The organism is Paenibacillus dendritiformis, from assembly GCF_021654795.1.
In the GTDB taxonomy this organism is placed as follows: domain Bacteria; phylum Bacillota; class Bacilli; order Paenibacillales; family Paenibacillaceae; genus Paenibacillus_B.
On sequence record NZ_AP025344.1, the window covers coordinates 4,441,545 to 4,458,145 of the forward strand.

A 16,601-nucleotide genomic window follows, 5' to 3' on the forward strand; every position below is an offset into this window, starting at 1 on the left:
CTCAATCTGCCATACGATCGGCGGGAGCCACAACTCCATTGTAGCAACCCGCCGTCTGGTAGCACAAGCCAATTCGATTATGCGCCGCTCCGTCCCGTGTCCGGCGGCGATTATCGATCCGCAAGCGGAACGTAGCGCTGGACGGCCGGTCCGGTATACTCGGCGCGCGGACGGATAATCCGGTTGTTCTCGTACTGCTCCAATATATGAGCCGTCCAACCGGATACCCGGCTTACCGCGAAGATTGGAGTAAACAGATCCCGCGGAATGCCAAGCAGCGTGTACACCGATGCCGAATAGAAATCTACGTTCGGCTTGAGCCCCTTCTGACCGGTCACAATCTCTTCGATGCGCACCGACATGTTATACAGCTCGAGATTGCCGCACTTGCTGCCAAGCTCGCGGGACATCGCCTGAAGATGCTTCGCTCTCGGATCTCCGTTCTTGTAGACGCGGTGTCCGAAGCCCATGATCTTTTCTTTGCGAGCGAGCTTTTCTTGAATGTAATCCTCCACGCGGTCAAGCGATCCAATCTCTTCCAGCATCTTCATGACGGCTTCGTTCGCTCCGCCATGAAGAGGCCCCTTCAAGGCTCCGATAGCCGACACGACGCCGGAATAGATGTCGGATAACGTCGCCACCGTGACGCGGGCGGCGAACGTGGAAGCGTTTAACTCATGATCTGCGTGAAGGACGAGCGCTTTGTCCATCGCCTTCACCGCGCTTGCCTCCGGCTCTTCCCCGGTCAGCATATACAGGAAATTGTATGCGATGGAACGGCCGGCTTGCGGCGCCACCGGCTCCTTGCCCGCGCGAAGGCGTGCATAAGCCGCGACCACGGCAGGCAGCTTCGCCTGCAGCTTCACCGCCTTGGCGATATTCGCCTCCCGGCTCATATCGTCTGCCAACTCGTCATACAGAGCCAGGGCGGAAATCGCGGAGCGGAGAACAGCCATCGTATTGGCGTTCGACGGATACAATCTCATCTGATCGATGACGGCGGGAGAAATCGCCGCATTCTCATCGAATTGCTTCTGTAATGCAGATAATTCGTCACGGTTCGGCAGCTTGCCATGCCAGAGCAAGTACACGACCTCTTCAAAGGCCGCGTAGTCCGCCAAATCGTCGATATTGTAACCGCGATAGGTCAGCGTGCCGTCGATAATCGAGCTGATTGACGATTCCGCTGCAACAATGCCTTCCAAACCTTTCGTCGCTGTCATCTGTCCTCTCTCCTTTGCATTACTAACCTATATCAATCCCAGCTTCCCTTTTCTCTGCCAATCCTGATGTTCCCTGACTATTTGGAAATAGGCAGGTTCTTTCTACTTTAAATCATAAAGGATTTTGTCGGAACTGTGAACGGTTTCATTACAGAATGTGGATAGAAATGCTTTATCACGTCTATAAATGCTTTTTGTGAAAAAAAAATGAAAGTCTTGTGATTTTAAGCATAGCATTACATATAGAGGTCTGTCCCACGTTCGGATCCGGGAAGCAGGAAGCCCGGTCACCCAAGCCGGAAAGGAGACGGAAAAATGAATCACATACTGTTGAAACGGCTGTGGAGAGGAAGCCTCGTCCTGGGAGGATCCATCCTTGTCTGCGTCGCTTGTTATGTTCTCTTGCCTGTGATGTACCCGTTCTTGATCGCGTGGCTGATCGCTCTCCTGCTGAACCCGATCGTCGATTGGATGAGCGAATCGCTGCGCTTCCCCCGCTGGCTCAGCGTCACGGTGTCGCTGCTTCTGTTCCTGCTCGGAATGATGACGATTGCGGCGGCCGTTATTACGCGTATCGTCAAGGAAATATATACGGTATCGTTAACGATGGATTACACGCTCAATCAATGGCGGGAGCTCTTCGTCCGTTTTTTCGACAGCGGGGAAGTGCAGCAGTTCATCCATTTGATCAGCTCCATCTACAAGGACAATCCAAATGTCCAGGATTCGATCAACCGCAATCTGGCAGATACCGCACAGACCGTAACAACCGCGATTACGAATCTGATCACGCTCTTCCTGGACGGCATCGTCCGGCTGCTGACCAGTCTGCCTAACGTTGCGACCATTGCGATCGTCGTCCTGCTTGCCGCCTTCTTCATCAGCAAGGACTGGCTGCGGTGGCGGCGCGCGGTCCTCTCCTGGGTTCAGGAGCCGCTCCGGACACCTGCCGGCACCATTTGGAACGATCTGAAAGGGGCCTTGTTCGGCTACTGCCGGGCGCAGTTCCTGCTCATCTCCATGACGATGGTCTTCGTCACGATCGGCCTTATTCTGCTCCGGGTCGAGTACGCGATCACCCTCGGGCTGCTGGTCGGCCTCGTCGATCTGCTCCCCTATCTGGGCGTCGGAGCGGTCATGGTGCCCTGGATAGTCTACAGCTTCGCGATCGGCAATACCTCCTTCGGCATTGGACTTGCCGTCCTCTATGCGATTGTCCTCGTCGCCCGTCAGGTGATGGAGCCGAAAGTGCTTGCCTCCAGCCTCGGGCTCGATCCGCTCATCATGCTTATGGCCACCTTTGCCGGTCTCAAGCTGCTCGGCGTACTCGGCCTGATCGCCGGCCCCGTCGCCGTCGTCATCATCGCCGCGCTGCACCGGGCCGGAATCTTCACGGATTTGCGCAACTACATTATGGCCGGAAGACATTGAGAGTCCGGGGCAAGGTTGGCGCACTCTCACTGAGGGGAGAAGTCTCCCTCTTTTTGTCGCTCTGGAGCTTCGGCCGCATGATTCCGATGTAAAGTTATGAATTTTACTGCGGAGTAGGTTATGAATATGACATAGGCCTGTCAAGTTCAATCCAGTAGAATAAATAGAAAACCTGATAAGGAGCGCCGCTATGGCAAGCTACGAATACAACTCGAAACAAGAACTGAAGGAAGCGATCCATGCCGCTTATCTGCTGCTGGATGGCGAGTTCGAAGGGATTGACGATAGGGAAAAAGACTGCAGGGTGCCCGAAGCCGATCGAACTCCCGCGGAAATCATCGCCTACCAGCTCGGCTGGCTGAACCTTGTTATGGGCTGGGACAAAGATGAACTGGCGGGAAAACCCGTTATCATGCCGGCCCCGGGTTATAAATGGAACCAGCTCGGTCCATTGTATCAATCGTTCTACGCGGCTTACGCCGAGCATTCCTTGACCGATCTCCGGGAATTGTTCCGGCGCACCGAGCGCCAGTGGCTGGACTGGATCGACAGCTTGACCGAGGAAGAGCTGTTCGTACAATCTGTCCGCAAATGGACCGGGGACAAACCGAACTGGCCCATGGCCCGATGGATTCACATCAATTCCGCCGCTCCCTTCAAAACATTCCGGACCAAGATCAGGAAGTGGAAAAAGGTTCAGGGGCAAGCATAGCTCAATATGTCTGTATCTGTCCCGTCGATACGGCTTCCGGAACCCGGAAGGGCGGGATGCGGCCCGCCAAGCTGCCGCAAATCGTTGAACAGATGGAGCGTGCCGGAGACCATCGGCGGTACGTGTACGAATGCAAGTTCTTATTCAACTGCTTGTCCAAGTGCTTGTAAGTTCTTGTTCATCGGCTTGTTCATGTGATTTTTTAAATGCTAGGGCTTGTACAGACTTTTGTCGAATGGAGATGTCCTATCGGGAAGTGCTTATAACCGCTATCCCAACAAGTCAGGGGCCGAAGCCTTGCCAACGAAGAAGTCTGGATAGATCTCGGCGCAAAGCCGGTTTCCCCGCTTCTGTTTTCCCTTCATGGAGGGGATATTTATAAGGCGGATGCTGGATACTCAACCGCCCTGACGCATTGGGATATCGTCTATAAGGCGCTCATTCGGGCTTTCCTGCCCTGACGCATTGGGATATCGTCTATAAGGCGCTCATTCGGACTTTCCTGCCCTGACGCAGTGGGATATCGTCTATAAGGCGCTCATTCGGGCTTGCCTGCCCTGACCCATTGGGATATCGTCTATAAGGCGCTCATATGGGCTTTCCTGTCCTGACGCAGTGGGATATCGTCTATAAGGCGCTCATATGAGCTTTCCTGCCCTGACGCAGTGGGATATCGTCTGTAAGGCGCTCATTCGGATTACCTGCCCTGACCCAACGGGATATCGTCTATAACGCGCTCATTCGGACTTTCCTGCCCTGACCCAACGGGATATCGTCTATAACGCGCTCATATGGGCTTACCTGTCCTGATGCAATGGGATCCCCGCTCACAGGTGTCCGGAACAAAACAACGACATGATGCATGCATCATGTCGTTGTCTGCTCAGGCAGACTTCATCAATACCGGCGATAGTAGATGAAGCTGCCGTCCTTCATTTTCTTTTCAATCCATTTGAGCAAATAATGCCTGTATAGGGGCCGGGTCAGCGGAAACACGAGCGTGAAGCCCACAATATCCGTGAAAAACCCGGGGGTCAGCAGAAGTACGCCGCCCGCCAATATACAGAGCCCGTCAATGACCGCCCGTCCCGGAACCTGTCTCGCTTGAAGCTGCTTCTGGGCATCTCCCCATACTTGGGCCGCCTCATAGCGCGCGATGACCGCACCGATCACACTGGTCAGAAGGATCAGGAGGAACGTGTTCCACCCTCCTATCCAGCCGCTGACGAGGAGGAAGCCATATATCTCCAAGGCCGGAATTAAGGTCAATACGATAAGTATGCCTATCATGATCGGGTTCATGCTCGCATCTCCTTCCCACTAAAGTTACATCCGCCGCTTCGGAGCAGCCTGTGAAGGAGCGTCAAGGGCACGCCCGCTTCAGCAACTCCCATACATCAGGCGCTTCCCGCTCGATCCGGGCCGGTCTCCAGTTCGCGTTCAGCCATGCCAGCGTCGTCTCGCCTTCGACGAGGCGCTCGCCCTCCGGCTCGGTATACCAACCGGCTTCGTCGGCACCCCCCTCGCCTGCGCGGCATACGCAGGAGGCGAAGGTAAGGCGCAGAGCCGTCCGTTGAACGAGCTTCGTGAATACGACCACCGTATCGTCGTATACCGCCGGGCGCATAAAATGCAGATGCAGATCGACGACCGGCAGCAGCAACCCCCGTGCTTCCAGTTCACGGTAGGTTAAACCTTGGGCCCGAATCCATTCGGTCCGGCCCACCTCGAACCAGGTAACGTAATTGCCGTGGAACACGACATCCATCCGGTCGGTCTCCTGATACCGGACGCGCAACGGAAATCCATGCCACGCAGCTTGCGGGCTCATTCCGGAATCGCTCATCCCCATTCCCCCCTATTGTATCCTATGGAGCCTCCGCTCACAAATGCAACAGAAGCAATGGCGGTTGCACCATTGCTTCTGCTCGTTTTTTATGAAATCGATGTCTGTCCGTCTCCAAATCTGCCGATTAGGAAATGCGGTGTTGACCGATTTGGCTAATCTTGATCAAGTTCGTGGAGCCTGCGCAGCCGGTAGGCACGCCTGCTGTAATGACGACGAGGTCGCCTTCGGATACGATACCCGTCTTCACGCCGCCGCGAACCGCTTCATCGAACATCTCGTCCGTCGAATTAGCCGCTTCGCTCTTGACGGTCACGACGCCCCAGGACAGGCACAGTCCGCGCATGACTTGCTCCGATGGAGTAACAGCGATGATTGGCGCCTTTGGACGATACTTGGATACCATCCGTGCCGTATAGCCTGTCTGTGTAGAGCTGATAATGGCCTTTGCATCCAGCTCCAATGCAGAATTCGCTACCGCTTGGCTGATCGCGTCGGTTACGGTCGCCTGCTGCTTCGAGCTTTGCTTCGCCAGAAGCTCATGATATTCAAGCGCAGACTCGGCTTTCTCCGCAATGCGGGACATCGTCAATACCGACTCTACCGGGTATTTACCTGCAGCCGTCTCGCCGGACAGCATGATTGCATCGGTGCCGTCGAAGATGGCGTTCGCTACGTCGCTCGCTTCGGCGCGGGTCGGACGCGGGTTGCGCTGCATGGAATCAAGCATTTGCGTTGCGGTAATGACCGGCTTGCCGGCCAGGTTGCACTTCTCAATCATGCGCTTCTGAACGAGCGGCACTTCTTCGGCCGGAATCTCAACGCCGAGGTCCCCGCGCGCAACCATCAGGCCGTCGGACACTTCGAGAATCTCGTCGAGGTTGTCCACGCCTTCTTGGTTCTCGATTTTCGAGATGATCTGGATATGGCCTGCCTTGTTCTCTTCGAGCAGGTTGCGGATCTCCATGACGTCGCTCGCTTTACGCACAAAAGAAGCCGCAATGAAATCGATACCCTGTTCAATCCCGAAGCGGATATCATTTGCGTCTTTCTCCGTAATGCCCGGCAGGGAAATCTTCACGCCTGGAACGTTTACGCCTTTTTTGCTCTTAATGGTTCCGCCGTTAACGATTTTACATTTGATCTCCGTGCCTTGAATATCAACGACAGACAGCCCGATCAGACCGTCGTCGATTAGAATCGTCGAACCGACTTCCACATCTTGCGGCAATTCTTTATATGTAACCGAGATGCGGTCCTTGTCTCCCAAAATTTCTTCCGTGGTCAATGTAACATATTCGTCCTGAACGAGGTCAATCGGCTCTACCGCCAATTTTCCCGTGCGGATTTCAGGGCCTTTGGTATCGAGCAAGATAGCAACTGTCTTGTTCAGCTCGGCACAAGCCTGGCGAATATTTTTGATGCGGTTGCCGTGCTCTTCGAAGTCGCCGTGCGAGAAGTTCAGACGGGCGACATTCATGCCGGCCATAATCAATTTCTTGATGTTCTCCAAGGATTCGCTGGAAGGACCGATCGTACAGACAATTTTCGTTTTACGCATATGAGTTTCCTCCAATGTTGTGCTCTCTTTTTATGTCTACTTTTGCATATCTTGCGTATGCTCTCATCTATCTAATTTACTATAAATCGGCAAGTTTGTATATGAAGATTATCATAATATTTAGTTTTGCCAGCATATACCGTTTTTATGATTCGGTACTTCCGACCTTGGTTTGTTCTTCAAAAACCCCGATGCGGCGGAATTTCTCGTAACGGTCCTCCCGCAGTTCATCGGCGCTCATCTCCAGCAGCTCTGACAGATGGCGGACAAGCGCTTCTTTGACTTCGGCTGAAGCGGCCTCCACGTCTTTGTGGGCCCCGCCCTGAGGCTCGGGAATGATCTCCTCGATGACGTCCATTTCCTTCAGATCGTCTGCCGTAATCTTCATCGCTTCCGCCGCCTGATCAGCCTTCGATGCATCCTTCCACAGAATGGAGGCCGCCCCGTTCGGGGAGATGGCGGAATAGATCGCGTTTTCAAGCATCAGCACGCGGTTGCCCACGCCCAGAGCCAACGCTCCGCCGCTGCCGCCCTCGCCGATAACGACACATATGACCGGAACGCGGAGCAGCATCATATCCCGCAAATTGCGGGCGATCGCCTCGGATTGGCCGCGCTCTTCCGCCGTATTGCCCGGATAGGCGCCCTTCGTGTCGATAAACGTAATGATCGGGCGATTGAACTTGTCCGCTTGCTGCATTAGGCGCAGCGCCTTGCGGAAGCCTTCCGGATGGGGGCTGCCGAAAAAGCGGGCAATATTGTCCTTCGTATCCTTCCCGCGCTGATGGCCGATAACCGTGACGGGAATGCCGTTCAGACGCGCCAATCCGCCGACAATCGCGAGATCGTCGCCGAACAGGCGGTCTCCATGCAGTTCGATGAAATCGGTAAAAATATGCTGAATGAAATCAAGCGCGGTCGGACGTTGATGATGCCGTGCCAAGTGCATTTTCTGGGACGGACTAATCGTGGTGTAAATGTCCTCGGCCAGCTTGGCGTAACGCTGCTCCAACCGGGCGATCTCTTCAGTAAAGTCTATGTTTTTTTCTTCGCCGAACCGCTTAAGCTCGTCAATTTTCTTCTTCAACTCTACCAAAGGCTGCTCGAACGGAAGCTCACCCGCCATGCGTCACCTCTCCTTTCACGGTATGCAGATCAATCAGCTTGATCAATGTTTGGCGCATGTCCTTGCGCGGGACGACCAGATCGATCTGTCCGTGCTTCAAGTTAAATTCCGCCGTCTGGAACTCGTCCGGCAGCTTCTGGCGAATCGTCTGCTCGATGACAATCCGCCCGGCAAAGCCGATTCTAGCGCCTGGCTCCGCGAGAATAATGTCGCCAAGCATCGCGAAGCTGGCCGATACGCCGCCCATCGTCGGATCGGTGAAGACGGAAATGTACAAACCGCCGGCCTCGTGGAACTTGGCCAGAGCCGCGCTCGTCTTCGCCATCTGCATCAAGCTCAGGATGCTCTCCTGCATCCGCGCTCCCCCGGAGGTGGAGAAGATGATCAGAGGATATTGCTTCTGCTGCGCCGTCTCGATCGCGCGCGTCACCTTCTCGCCGACGACCGAACCCATGCTTCCCGTGAAAAACTCAAAGCTCATGACGGCAACCACAACCGGAAAACCGCCAATGGTGCCTTCGCCGGTAACTACAGCTTCTTTCAAACCCGTCTTTGCTTTTTGAAGATTCAGCTTCTCCATATAATCCGGGAACTGAAGCGGGTCGACCGAATCCATTTCCGCGTCATATTCAAAGAAACGGCCTTCATCCAAGGTCATTTCGATGCGTTCCCACGCATTCAATCGCAGATGATGATTGCATTCCGAGCATACCTTCAGGTTTTTTTGCAATTCTTTATGATACTGAATCGTGCCGCATTTCGGGCATTTGTTCATCAACCCTTCGGGTATTTCACGCTTAGGACGATCATCGTTCATTATCGGCGAAGGTACTGTTGCGTACTTTTTCTTTTGAAATAAGTCTTTAAACACCCGTTACACCTCTTTAGGCGTGATTTCTCAACAAGGAGCAGCGTTGCGGCTCCCCAGAGATTGTCCTAACCGCAGGCAATAAAAATCGGCTGTCTGAACAATCTAGCGTTCATCCATCAGCCGTCTCATGCATGCAAAATCGAATTGAGCACCTCTTGAACTTCCTCGACTTCCCCGGAAGGTACCAGGATTTCAAATTGTTGTTTGGAGAGATGGACAGGTCGAACCTGAACGAGAAATCCTTCCTCTGTCAATCTGATCCGGATCTTCTCTGCTAAATTGGCAGTCGGTGCGATGTAGATGACTGTCCACATGCGCGTATGACCCCCCTAACGTCCCAAGTACGGCTCATATAATGCCATAATGATAACATAATTGACATTTTCACCGCAACCAAATCCGGTGTAATCGTTCGCCGTCATGTATGTCAGGGGAGTCCTCGGAGCATTCGCTCAAGCTACAACGCCTCATCTGCCGGATTATAGCTGCGCGCGTCCCGGTTCCGGTGAGCGATGCGGGCGGAAGCCGCCGCCGCTAATCCGGCGACGATATCGTCAAGAAAGACGTGCACCTGATCCCGGTTATCGTTGAGTTCGCGGATGACGCCGATCTTCGCTTTGTCCAAATAGCCGAAGCTCGTTAATCCAATCATGCCGTATACGTTCGTAATCCCCATCGCGAGCGTCTCGTCCACGCCGTACAAGGATTCATCCGCTTCCATAATCGATTGCAGCGGCTCGGGCAGCCGCTTCTGCTCCGCCAGCTCATCCAGGGCAATGCCTGTGATGAGCGTATACTGTACTTCCCGCTTGCGGATTACCGTCCGCACGCTCTCCAGGCACGCTTCCATCGTCAGCGACGCATTGTAAGGCGACTGAAGCCGATACACGATGTCCGCGATGCTGTCCAGGGTAACCCCCCGCCGGTTGAGCCACTGCTCGGCCATGTCGATCGGCATGGCGATCCCCTCCCTTCCCAGTCCTCCGTTCGGACTTGTCTCCTAATCGGAGGCGTATCTAAAATGTATGCGGAAGGGCGGGGAAATGTTCACCGCTCTATCATTATTTTACGCGTACGCTTCCTTCGCCGAACAGCGCCTCGATGCGCTTGAACAGCTCCGGCGAAGGCTTGAGCGCGTACGAGTCGTTCAACGCGAGAAGCTGCTGCTCGCGTTCGTAGAACAGCACGGTCGGCAGCGGGCCGGGCTGCGTCCGGAGGAGCCGCTTGAGCTCCTCCAGCAGCTCCGGCCGCTCGCGGTCGGCCGTGATTTTGATATAGACGCGCTGGCGCTTCGCCCCGCGCGGCGCGCTCTTGGCGCCGGAGCCCGCCGATGGCGCCTGCTGCGGCTGGCGGGCCGGAGCCGGGCGCGGCGGCGCGGCGCGATGCCCGGCGGCGCCGGCAGCTGCGGGGGCGGCGGCGTCGGGCGCGCCCCTTCCGGCCGCCAGCGGCTTCCTCCGTCGGGCGGCGGCGCGCTTCGCCAGGCCGGAGACGGCGCCGGCTTCGAGCGGCACCACCTCGTGGGCGAGCAGCTTGAAACCCTCGTCCTCAAGCTGCACCTTCGCCTGCACCGCCACGAGCGCGCCCTTGCCGACGAGCCGCTCCGCCCGTCTCCACACTTCCGGGAACAGCACGACCTCGGCCCGCTCCACGCGGTCCTCCAGCTCGGCGAAGGCCATCGGCTTGCCCTTCTTCGTCAAAATGGTGCGGAGCGACACGATCATCCCGGCGACGATGCACTCGCTCTCGTCAGGCGCTTCGTGAAGGTCGACAAGCCGGTCGGTGTCGAGCTCCTCCAGCAATTGATCATATTCGTCCAGCGGATGCCCGGACAGATAGAGGCCGAGCAGTTCCCGCTCCAGTTCCAGCTGCTGCGGCATCGTGAGCGGCTGAACCTCGGGATACTCGATCGTCCAGTTGTTCACCTCGACGAGATCGAGGAACTGGATCTGCAAATCTTCCCGATCCTTGCGCCATTTCGCGGCCGCCTCCAGCGTCTCGTCGATCATGGCGAGCAGTTGGGCCCGGTGCCCCGGCAAGGAATCGAAGGCTCCGCCCTGAATGAGCGATTCGATGACCCGCCGGTTGCAGACACGCAGATCGACCCGCTGGCAAAAATCGAGCAAATCCGTATAAGGCCGCTCCCGCCGCTCGCGAATAATGCTGTCGATCGCCAGCGTGCCGACATTCTTGATCGCTCCCAGGCCGAAGCGGATGCCGCCCGCGACCGGCGTGAACGGCACGAAGCTCTCATTGACATCCGGCGGCAGCACCTCGATGCCGAGCCGCCGGCAATCGTCGATATATTCCGCCACCTTCCGGTGGCTGCCCATATTGGCCGTCAGCATGGACGCCATGAATTCTGTCGGATAATGCGTCTTGAGATATGCCGTCTGGAAGGCGAGCACGGCATACGCCGCCGCATGGGCGCGCGGGAAGCCGTAGTCGGCGAAGCGGACGATCATGTCGTACACCCGGTTCGCCTCCTCCGAAGAGTAGCCCTGCCCCACACTGCCTTCCACGAAATGCTGGCGCTGCTGATCCAGCACTTCGCGCTTCTTCTTCGACACGGCCCGCCGCAGCAGATCCGCTTCCCCCAGACTGAAGCCCGCCATCTTCGAGGCGATGTGCATAATCTGCTCCTGGTAGACGATTATTCCGTAGGTGTCCCGGAGAATCGGCTCCAGATCGGGATGCGGGTATTCCACCGGCTTCAGGCCGTGCTTGCTCTGAATAAAATTCGGGATGAACTCCATCGGACCCGGCCGGTATAAGGCGAGAACGGATATGATATCCTCGAACGACGACGGCTTCAATTCCCGCAGGACGCGGCGCATGCCCGCCGATTCCAATTGGAATACGCCCGTCGTATCCCCTCGGCCCAGCAGCGCATAAGTGGCCGGATCCGTGTCGTCAAGCGCGTTCAGGCCGATCTCGTCTCCCGTATCCTTCTTCACCCAGCCAAGCGTGCGCTCGATAATCGACAATGTGCGCAGGCCGAGGAAGTCCATCTTCAGCAGTCCGACCGCTTCCAGATGCTCCATCGAATATTGCGTAAGCGCCGCATGCTCCGTCCCGGCCTGAAGCGGCACGTAATCCGTCAAGGGCTCGCGGCTGATGACGACGCCCGCCGCATGGGTCGAGGCGTGGCGCGGCATCCGCTCCACCTTCGCCGCCATGTCGAGCAGCTCGCCGATGCGGGGCTGGCGCTGCTTCCATTCGCGGAGCTCGCTGCTTGCGTTCAGCGCCTTGGCAAGCGTCATGCCAATCTGGTTCGGGATCAGCTTGGCCGCCCGATCCGTCTCGTTATACGGCACATTCAGCACCCGGCCGACATCCCGTACGGCCGCGCGCGCGGCCATCGTGCCGAAGGTGATGATCTGCGCGACCCGGTCATGGCCGTATCTGTCGGCGACATATCGGATGACTTCGTCGCGCCGTTCGTCATTGAAATCGATGTCGATATCCGGCATCGTAATCCGTTCAGGATTGAGGAAACGCTCGAACAGCAGCCGGTACTTGAGCGGGTCCACATTCGTAATGCGCAAGCTGTAGGCGACCAAGCTGCCGGCGGACGAGCCCCGGCCGGGTCCGGTCATAATGCCCTGCTCATGCGCGAAGCGGATGAAATCCCACACGATAAGGAAATAGTCGGAGAACCCCATCTTCTCGATCGTGTCCAGCTCATAGTTCAGCCGATCCTGCGCCGCCGCGCGGAACTCCTCTTCCGCCCAGACGGGCAGATCCGCGTAGCGCCGTTCAAGCCCTTCCTGGCATAGCTGCCGCAAGTAATCGGGGGCGGACACCCCCGGCGGCAACGGCCCGAAGGAAGGCAGAATCGAGGCGCCAAGGTCCAGCGTCACCTGACATTGCTCCGCAATGCGCGCCGTATTCGCCACCGCTTCCGGAACGTGGCGGAACAGCGCGTTCATCTCCTCCGCCGACTTGAAGTACATCTGGGTCGTCCCCATCTTCAGACGATCCTCGTCTTCCTTCGTCTTGCCCGTGCCGATGCAGATGAGGACATCCTGCACGGCGGCATCCTCTTCCTCCATATAATGGACGTCATTCGTTACCGCAAGCGGAATGCCCGTCGCCTCGCTGAGCGCGGCAAGGCCGAGATTGACCTTCTTCTGCTCGGGCAGCCCATGGTCCTGCAGCTCCAGATAGAATCCGTCCTTAAATATATCCCGATAGCGTTCCGCCGCCTCCCGGGCGGCCTCTTCGCGCCCGTGGAGCACATGCTGGGACACCTCTCCTCCAAGGCAAGCGCTCATCGCGATGATGCCGTCCGCATGCTGGCGCAGCGTGTCCATGTCCACCCGCGGCTTGTAATGAAATCCTTCCAAATGCCCGATGGACGTAATCCGCATCAGATTGCGGTAGCCTTCTTCGTTCTTCGCCAGCAGAATCAGGTGATAGATTGGCTGCTCCTTGCGGGAGCCTTTATCATGAAGCGACCCGGTCGTCACATAGGCCTCCATGCCGATTATCGGCTTGACGCCGTGCGCCAGGCAAGCTTTGTAGAAGGCGATGGTCCCGTACATGACCCCATGGTCGGTAAGCGCCAGCGCTTTCATCCCGTATTGAGCCGCCCGCGCGGCCAGATTCTCGATGCGGGCCGCACCGTCAAGCAGGCTGTATTCACTGTGAACGTGCAGGTGCACGAACGGTTCCATAGCCTTCCCCTCCCCTTCATGTGCCGTGCTATGTATGGGAACATATTTTCGTCTATCCTGTATTGTATCATATTTTTTCACGGAAATTCTATATATGTATAAAGGACATCTTGTCCGCCGTGCACCCGCGGGAGCAGGAAAGGAGAAACCATTCAATGGGTACGTTTCTGTCCAAAGCGCTCATCGATTTTTTCATCGCCTTCGGCGTCGTGCTGGGCGGATCAATATTGGCCGGCATCGGGGCCGTCGTCGCGCTGCAATCGCCGGTCGATACGATGCAGCATATTTCCGAGCAATTGAAAATATGGGCCGTCGTCGCCGCCGTCGGCGGAACGATCGACCCGATACGCGTCATCGAAAGCAACTTCCTGGACGGGAACCTCTCCCCGGTCTTCAAGCAGCTTCTCTACATCCTCGTCTCCTTCATCGGCGCCCATATGGGAACCGAGCTGATTCAATGGATATGCCGAAGCCGAATCTAATCGCAGACAAGCACCGGCCGCGAGAGGGGGCGGGGCTATGCGGTTGAAGGCAGTACCGAGATGGCTGGGCGACATCGCGCTCGTCCTCGTCGGAATCGTCATTGGCGCGGCGGTATATCATGCGATGCACTTGCACCAGTTCAACGAGCTGATGATGATGAACATCGACCTGCAGGACAGGCTCGCCCACTATAAGGCGGAGGCGGAGGATCTGCTTCGCTACAAGAACCGGCGGACGATTGTCAAGAGCATCGAGGTTCATATTTATGAGCCCGCCACGGGCACGGCTCTTCCCCAGGCCCATGAGACCGAGATTCGGCGCCGCCTTCTCAAGGATTTATCCGGCTTGAAGGGCAGGGACGTCTTCCAGATCGACGAGCATTCGAAGCTGGTCGAGGGGCTGCTGGCCAACAAAATTTATCCCGATGTGCATGAAAAGGATTATGCCGTACTGCTTCGCACGATGCTCGTCACGGAGGGCGTGCTTCACGTATGGGTCGATGTAAAACCTTATATTCCGGCGAAGGTGCCCTAAATATTGGGATGCGGCGGGATCTGTGATACACTAGGGACAGCCAGAACCTATGAAAAGCATGTGAGAAGGAGAGTTCTTCCTGATGGAATGGATTCAATGGACGCTGTTCCTGTTACTGTGCATTACATCCGTGCTGTCGGTCTTTTTCAGCATCCGCTCCCGGCGGCAGACGGACACGGTGCTCCGCGGCCTGTTCGCGGCCAGAATGAACATCTGCATGGGACTGATGCTGCTCTGCCTGGCCGGCATTCAGGCGATCGTGTACTCCGCCTCGACGATGCGCATCATTGTCGGCGCCGTCGTCATGCTGCTCGGGCTGTTCAATCTGCTGGCCGGCGTGCGCAACCATATGCACTTCCAGCGCATTCTTGACGGGGTCGGCTCCTCGAAATAAGCCGCCGCCCCCCGTGCGCCTCGCACGAAGGCGCATAAATAGCCCCTGCCCGCGACGGGCAGAGGCTATTGGCCGTGGAAAAGCGGCGATCAGTCGTGATCGATCGACTGCATCGTCATCATCGCTTTGGCCGCCAGCACCTCTCCATGCCGAATCTCGACCTCCAGCTTGCAGAACTTGCGGCTCATTTCGATCAACTGAGGCTTCAGCGTGACGGCATCTTCAATCTGGAGCGGACGGACGAAATACGTGGTGATATTGTCCATCACATGATCATAGCTCCGCATTTCCTTGACCGCCCGCAGCGCGGCTTGCGTCATCAGCGTCGTCAATATGCCCTCCGACACCGCGCCGAAGCCGTTCACCATCTGGGGCGTAATCGCCCCGCGGAACAACGGATTTCCTTCCTCGTCCCGCTGTTCCTCGAAGCCGTTCCATATCAGATCAACGAATGTCTCGCCCAATTGCGTCTCCTGGCGCGCGTCCCGCAGCGCGTTCAGCACCTCGCGGCGCGTCACGACCGCAATCAGCTTCCGGCTCCGATCGACGACAGGAAGCAGCTCCACCCCTTCCCACACCATCGTATGGGCCGCAGTAGCCAGCGTCGTCTGCAGCGTGGCTGTCAGAGGGCTTCGCGTATACAGCTTCTCGATTGTCTGCTGGGAATCCGCGCCGAGCATATCCTTGTACGTCATCATCCCGATGACGCGGTTCCATTCGTCCACGACCGGGAAGCGGCTGTGCCCCGTCTCTTCCCGCATCCGCTCGAAATCATGCACCGTGCTTGAAGGACGCAGCACATACATTTTCGATTTCAACGTGACGATATCCTCGATAATCATAATCTTCTTCTTGATTAAGCGATCGAACAGCGCCCGGTTAATGATCGAGGCGACCGTGAACGTGTCGTATTTCGACGAAAAAATCGGCAGATTCAGCGCATCGGCCAGCAGCTTGACCTCGCGGCTGGTGCCGAATCCCCCGGTGATGAGGACCCCCGCGCCATGCTGGAGGGCAAGCCGGTGCGCATCTTCCCGGTTCCCGACGATAAGCAGGCTGCCGGCATCGATATAGCGCTCCATCGCGTCGAGCTTCATCGCCCCGATGACATATTTGTTCAGCGTCTTCTCGAGCCCCTTGCCGCCGCCCAATACGTGCCCGCCTAAGATGTCGACCACCTCGCCAAAGGTCAGGTTGTCCGACATATTGCGCGGCTTCTTCTCCACGCGGACCGTGCCTATCCGCTCCTTCGTAATGACGATGCCGATGCTCTCGGCCTCTTTGACGGCGCGGTAAGCGGTCCCCTCGCTCACCGACATCTCCTTCGCCAGCTTGCGCACCGATATTTTCGTTCCCGGCTTCAAGCCCTCGATATGATGGAGCAACTGCTCATACTTCGTGACCGTCCCATCATTCCCTTCCATCTGTTACACCCCCGAACTCCGATCTGTTGTATGCTGTATTTATGATAGCACATCAAGAAAGAGCGATGCAAAAAAATCGGTTCCGGCGGCCTTATCCCTGAACATGCACAAGGAATCTCTCTTCACAGGCGCTGGCGCACCGGCGGACCGCCCAAAATTAGCGCATCATATTCCGGCGGCATATGAGTATAACAGCAGATTTCTGACCGAAGCCTTGAAGGATGAGCGGATTCAATAAAAATGAAGGGTCAACGGGTGAATGCGTTATTTCCGGTTCTGAGCCGCTGGGATATTGGCCATCGGAGGCTAACAAGGGGAAT

The 16,601-nt window shown here is 56.6% G+C and carries 15 protein-coding genes; 5 read left to right on the forward strand and 10 right to left on the reverse strand.

All coding sequences use genetic code 11. From position 1 onward, the window contains the following. Window positions 1-110: 110 nt before the first annotated feature. Window positions 111-1,223, reverse strand: a complete 1,113-nt coding sequence (gene citZ, locus L6439_RS19730) for a citrate synthase (RefSeq protein WP_168181698.1) — start codon at window positions 1,221-1,223, stop codon at window positions 111-113. Window positions 1,224-1,538: 315 nt separating this feature from the next. Between citZ and ytvI the strand changes: the two genes are divergently transcribed. Together ytvI and L6439_RS19740 are read left to right on the forward strand one after the other, a co-directional pair. Continuing rightward, on the forward strand, window positions 1,539-2,654 hold the full coding sequence (gene ytvI, locus L6439_RS19735; protein WP_213469551.1) for a sporulation integral membrane protein YtvI: 1,116 nt from the start codon (window positions 1,539-1,541) through the stop codon (window positions 2,652-2,654). A gap of 190 nt (window positions 2,655-2,844) precedes the next feature. Then, on the forward strand, window positions 2,845-3,366 hold the full coding sequence (locus L6439_RS19740; protein ID WP_213469552.1) for a ClbS/DfsB family four-helix bundle protein: 522 nt from the start codon (window positions 2,845-2,847) through the stop codon (window positions 3,364-3,366). A gap of 897 nt (window positions 3,367-4,263) precedes the next feature. Here the strand turns inward: L6439_RS19740 and L6439_RS19745 are convergent. The 8 genes from L6439_RS19745 to L6439_RS19780 form a co-directional block, all read right to left on the reverse strand. Continuing rightward, a complete protein-coding gene (locus tag L6439_RS19745; protein ID WP_168181695.1) occupies window positions 4,264-4,668 on the reverse strand; it encodes an FxsA family protein in 405 nt (134 codons plus the stop codon). Window positions 4,669-4,729: 61 nt separating this feature from the next. Continuing rightward, a complete protein-coding gene (locus L6439_RS19750) occupies window positions 4,730-5,212 on the reverse strand; it encodes an acyl-CoA thioesterase (protein WP_168181694.1) in 483 nt (160 codons plus the stop codon). Between the two features lie 127 nt (window positions 5,213-5,339). After that, window positions 5,340-6,773, reverse strand: coding sequence for a pyruvate kinase (pyk, locus tag L6439_RS19755; RefSeq protein WP_168181693.1), 1,434 nt, complete (start codon window positions 6,771-6,773; stop codon window positions 5,340-5,342). A 145-nt stretch (window positions 6,774-6,918) separates the two neighbouring features. After that, on the reverse strand, window positions 6,919-7,899 hold the full coding sequence (locus tag L6439_RS19760) for an acetyl-CoA carboxylase carboxyltransferase subunit alpha (protein WP_213469553.1): 981 nt from the start codon (window positions 7,897-7,899) through the stop codon (window positions 6,919-6,921). After that, complete coding sequence (gene accD / locus L6439_RS19765; protein WP_168181691.1) at window positions 7,889-8,770, reverse strand: acetyl-CoA carboxylase, carboxyltransferase subunit beta; 882 nt, start codon at window positions 8,768-8,770, stop codon at window positions 7,889-7,891. Before accD ends, L6439_RS19760 begins: the two co-directional genes overlap by 11 nt. A gap of 125 nt (window positions 8,771-8,895) precedes the next feature. Then, window positions 8,896-9,084 (reverse strand): glutamate decarboxylase, encoded by a 189-nt coding sequence (locus tag L6439_RS19770; RefSeq protein WP_087445247.1) that lies wholly within the window; start codon window positions 9,082-9,084, stop codon window positions 8,896-8,898. Between the two features lie 143 nt (window positions 9,085-9,227). Next, window positions 9,228-9,728 (reverse strand): phosphatidylglycerophosphatase A family protein, encoded by a 501-nt coding sequence (locus L6439_RS19775; protein ID WP_168181690.1) that lies wholly within the window; start codon window positions 9,726-9,728, stop codon window positions 9,228-9,230. 103 nt (window positions 9,729-9,831) lie between these two features. After that, a complete protein-coding gene (locus tag L6439_RS19780; protein ID WP_213469554.1) occupies window positions 9,832-13,446 on the reverse strand; it encodes a DNA polymerase III subunit alpha in 3,615 nt (1,204 codons plus the stop codon). A gap of 155 nt (window positions 13,447-13,601) precedes the next feature. Here L6439_RS19780 and L6439_RS19785 point away from each other — a divergent pair, with 155 nt between their 5' ends. The 3 genes from L6439_RS19785 to L6439_RS19795 all read left to right on the forward strand — a co-directional run bounded on the left by L6439_RS19785 (window position 13,602) and on the right by L6439_RS19795 (window position 14,857). Continuing rightward, window positions 13,602-13,928, forward strand: a complete 327-nt coding sequence (locus tag L6439_RS19785; RefSeq protein WP_006679841.1) for a YtrH family sporulation protein — start codon at window positions 13,602-13,604, stop codon at window positions 13,926-13,928. A 37-nt stretch (window positions 13,929-13,965) separates the two neighbouring features. Continuing rightward, a complete protein-coding gene (locus tag L6439_RS19790; protein WP_168182560.1) occupies window positions 13,966-14,463 on the forward strand; it encodes a sporulation membrane protein YtrI in 498 nt (165 codons plus the stop codon). A gap of 82 nt (window positions 14,464-14,545) precedes the next feature. Then, entirely contained in the window at window positions 14,546-14,857 is a 312-nt protein-coding gene (locus tag L6439_RS19795) for a YtpI family protein (RefSeq protein ID WP_172878808.1), read from the forward strand. Between the two features lie 89 nt (window positions 14,858-14,946). Here the strand turns inward: L6439_RS19795 and L6439_RS19800 are convergent, their stop codons facing one another. Next, the gene (locus tag L6439_RS19800) at window positions 14,947-16,281 is read right to left on the reverse strand and encodes a DRTGG domain-containing protein (RefSeq protein WP_168183074.1); all 1,335 of its coding nucleotides are present in this window, start codon (window positions 16,279-16,281) and stop codon (window positions 14,947-14,949) included. Between the last annotated feature and the right edge of the window lie 320 nt (window positions 16,282-16,601).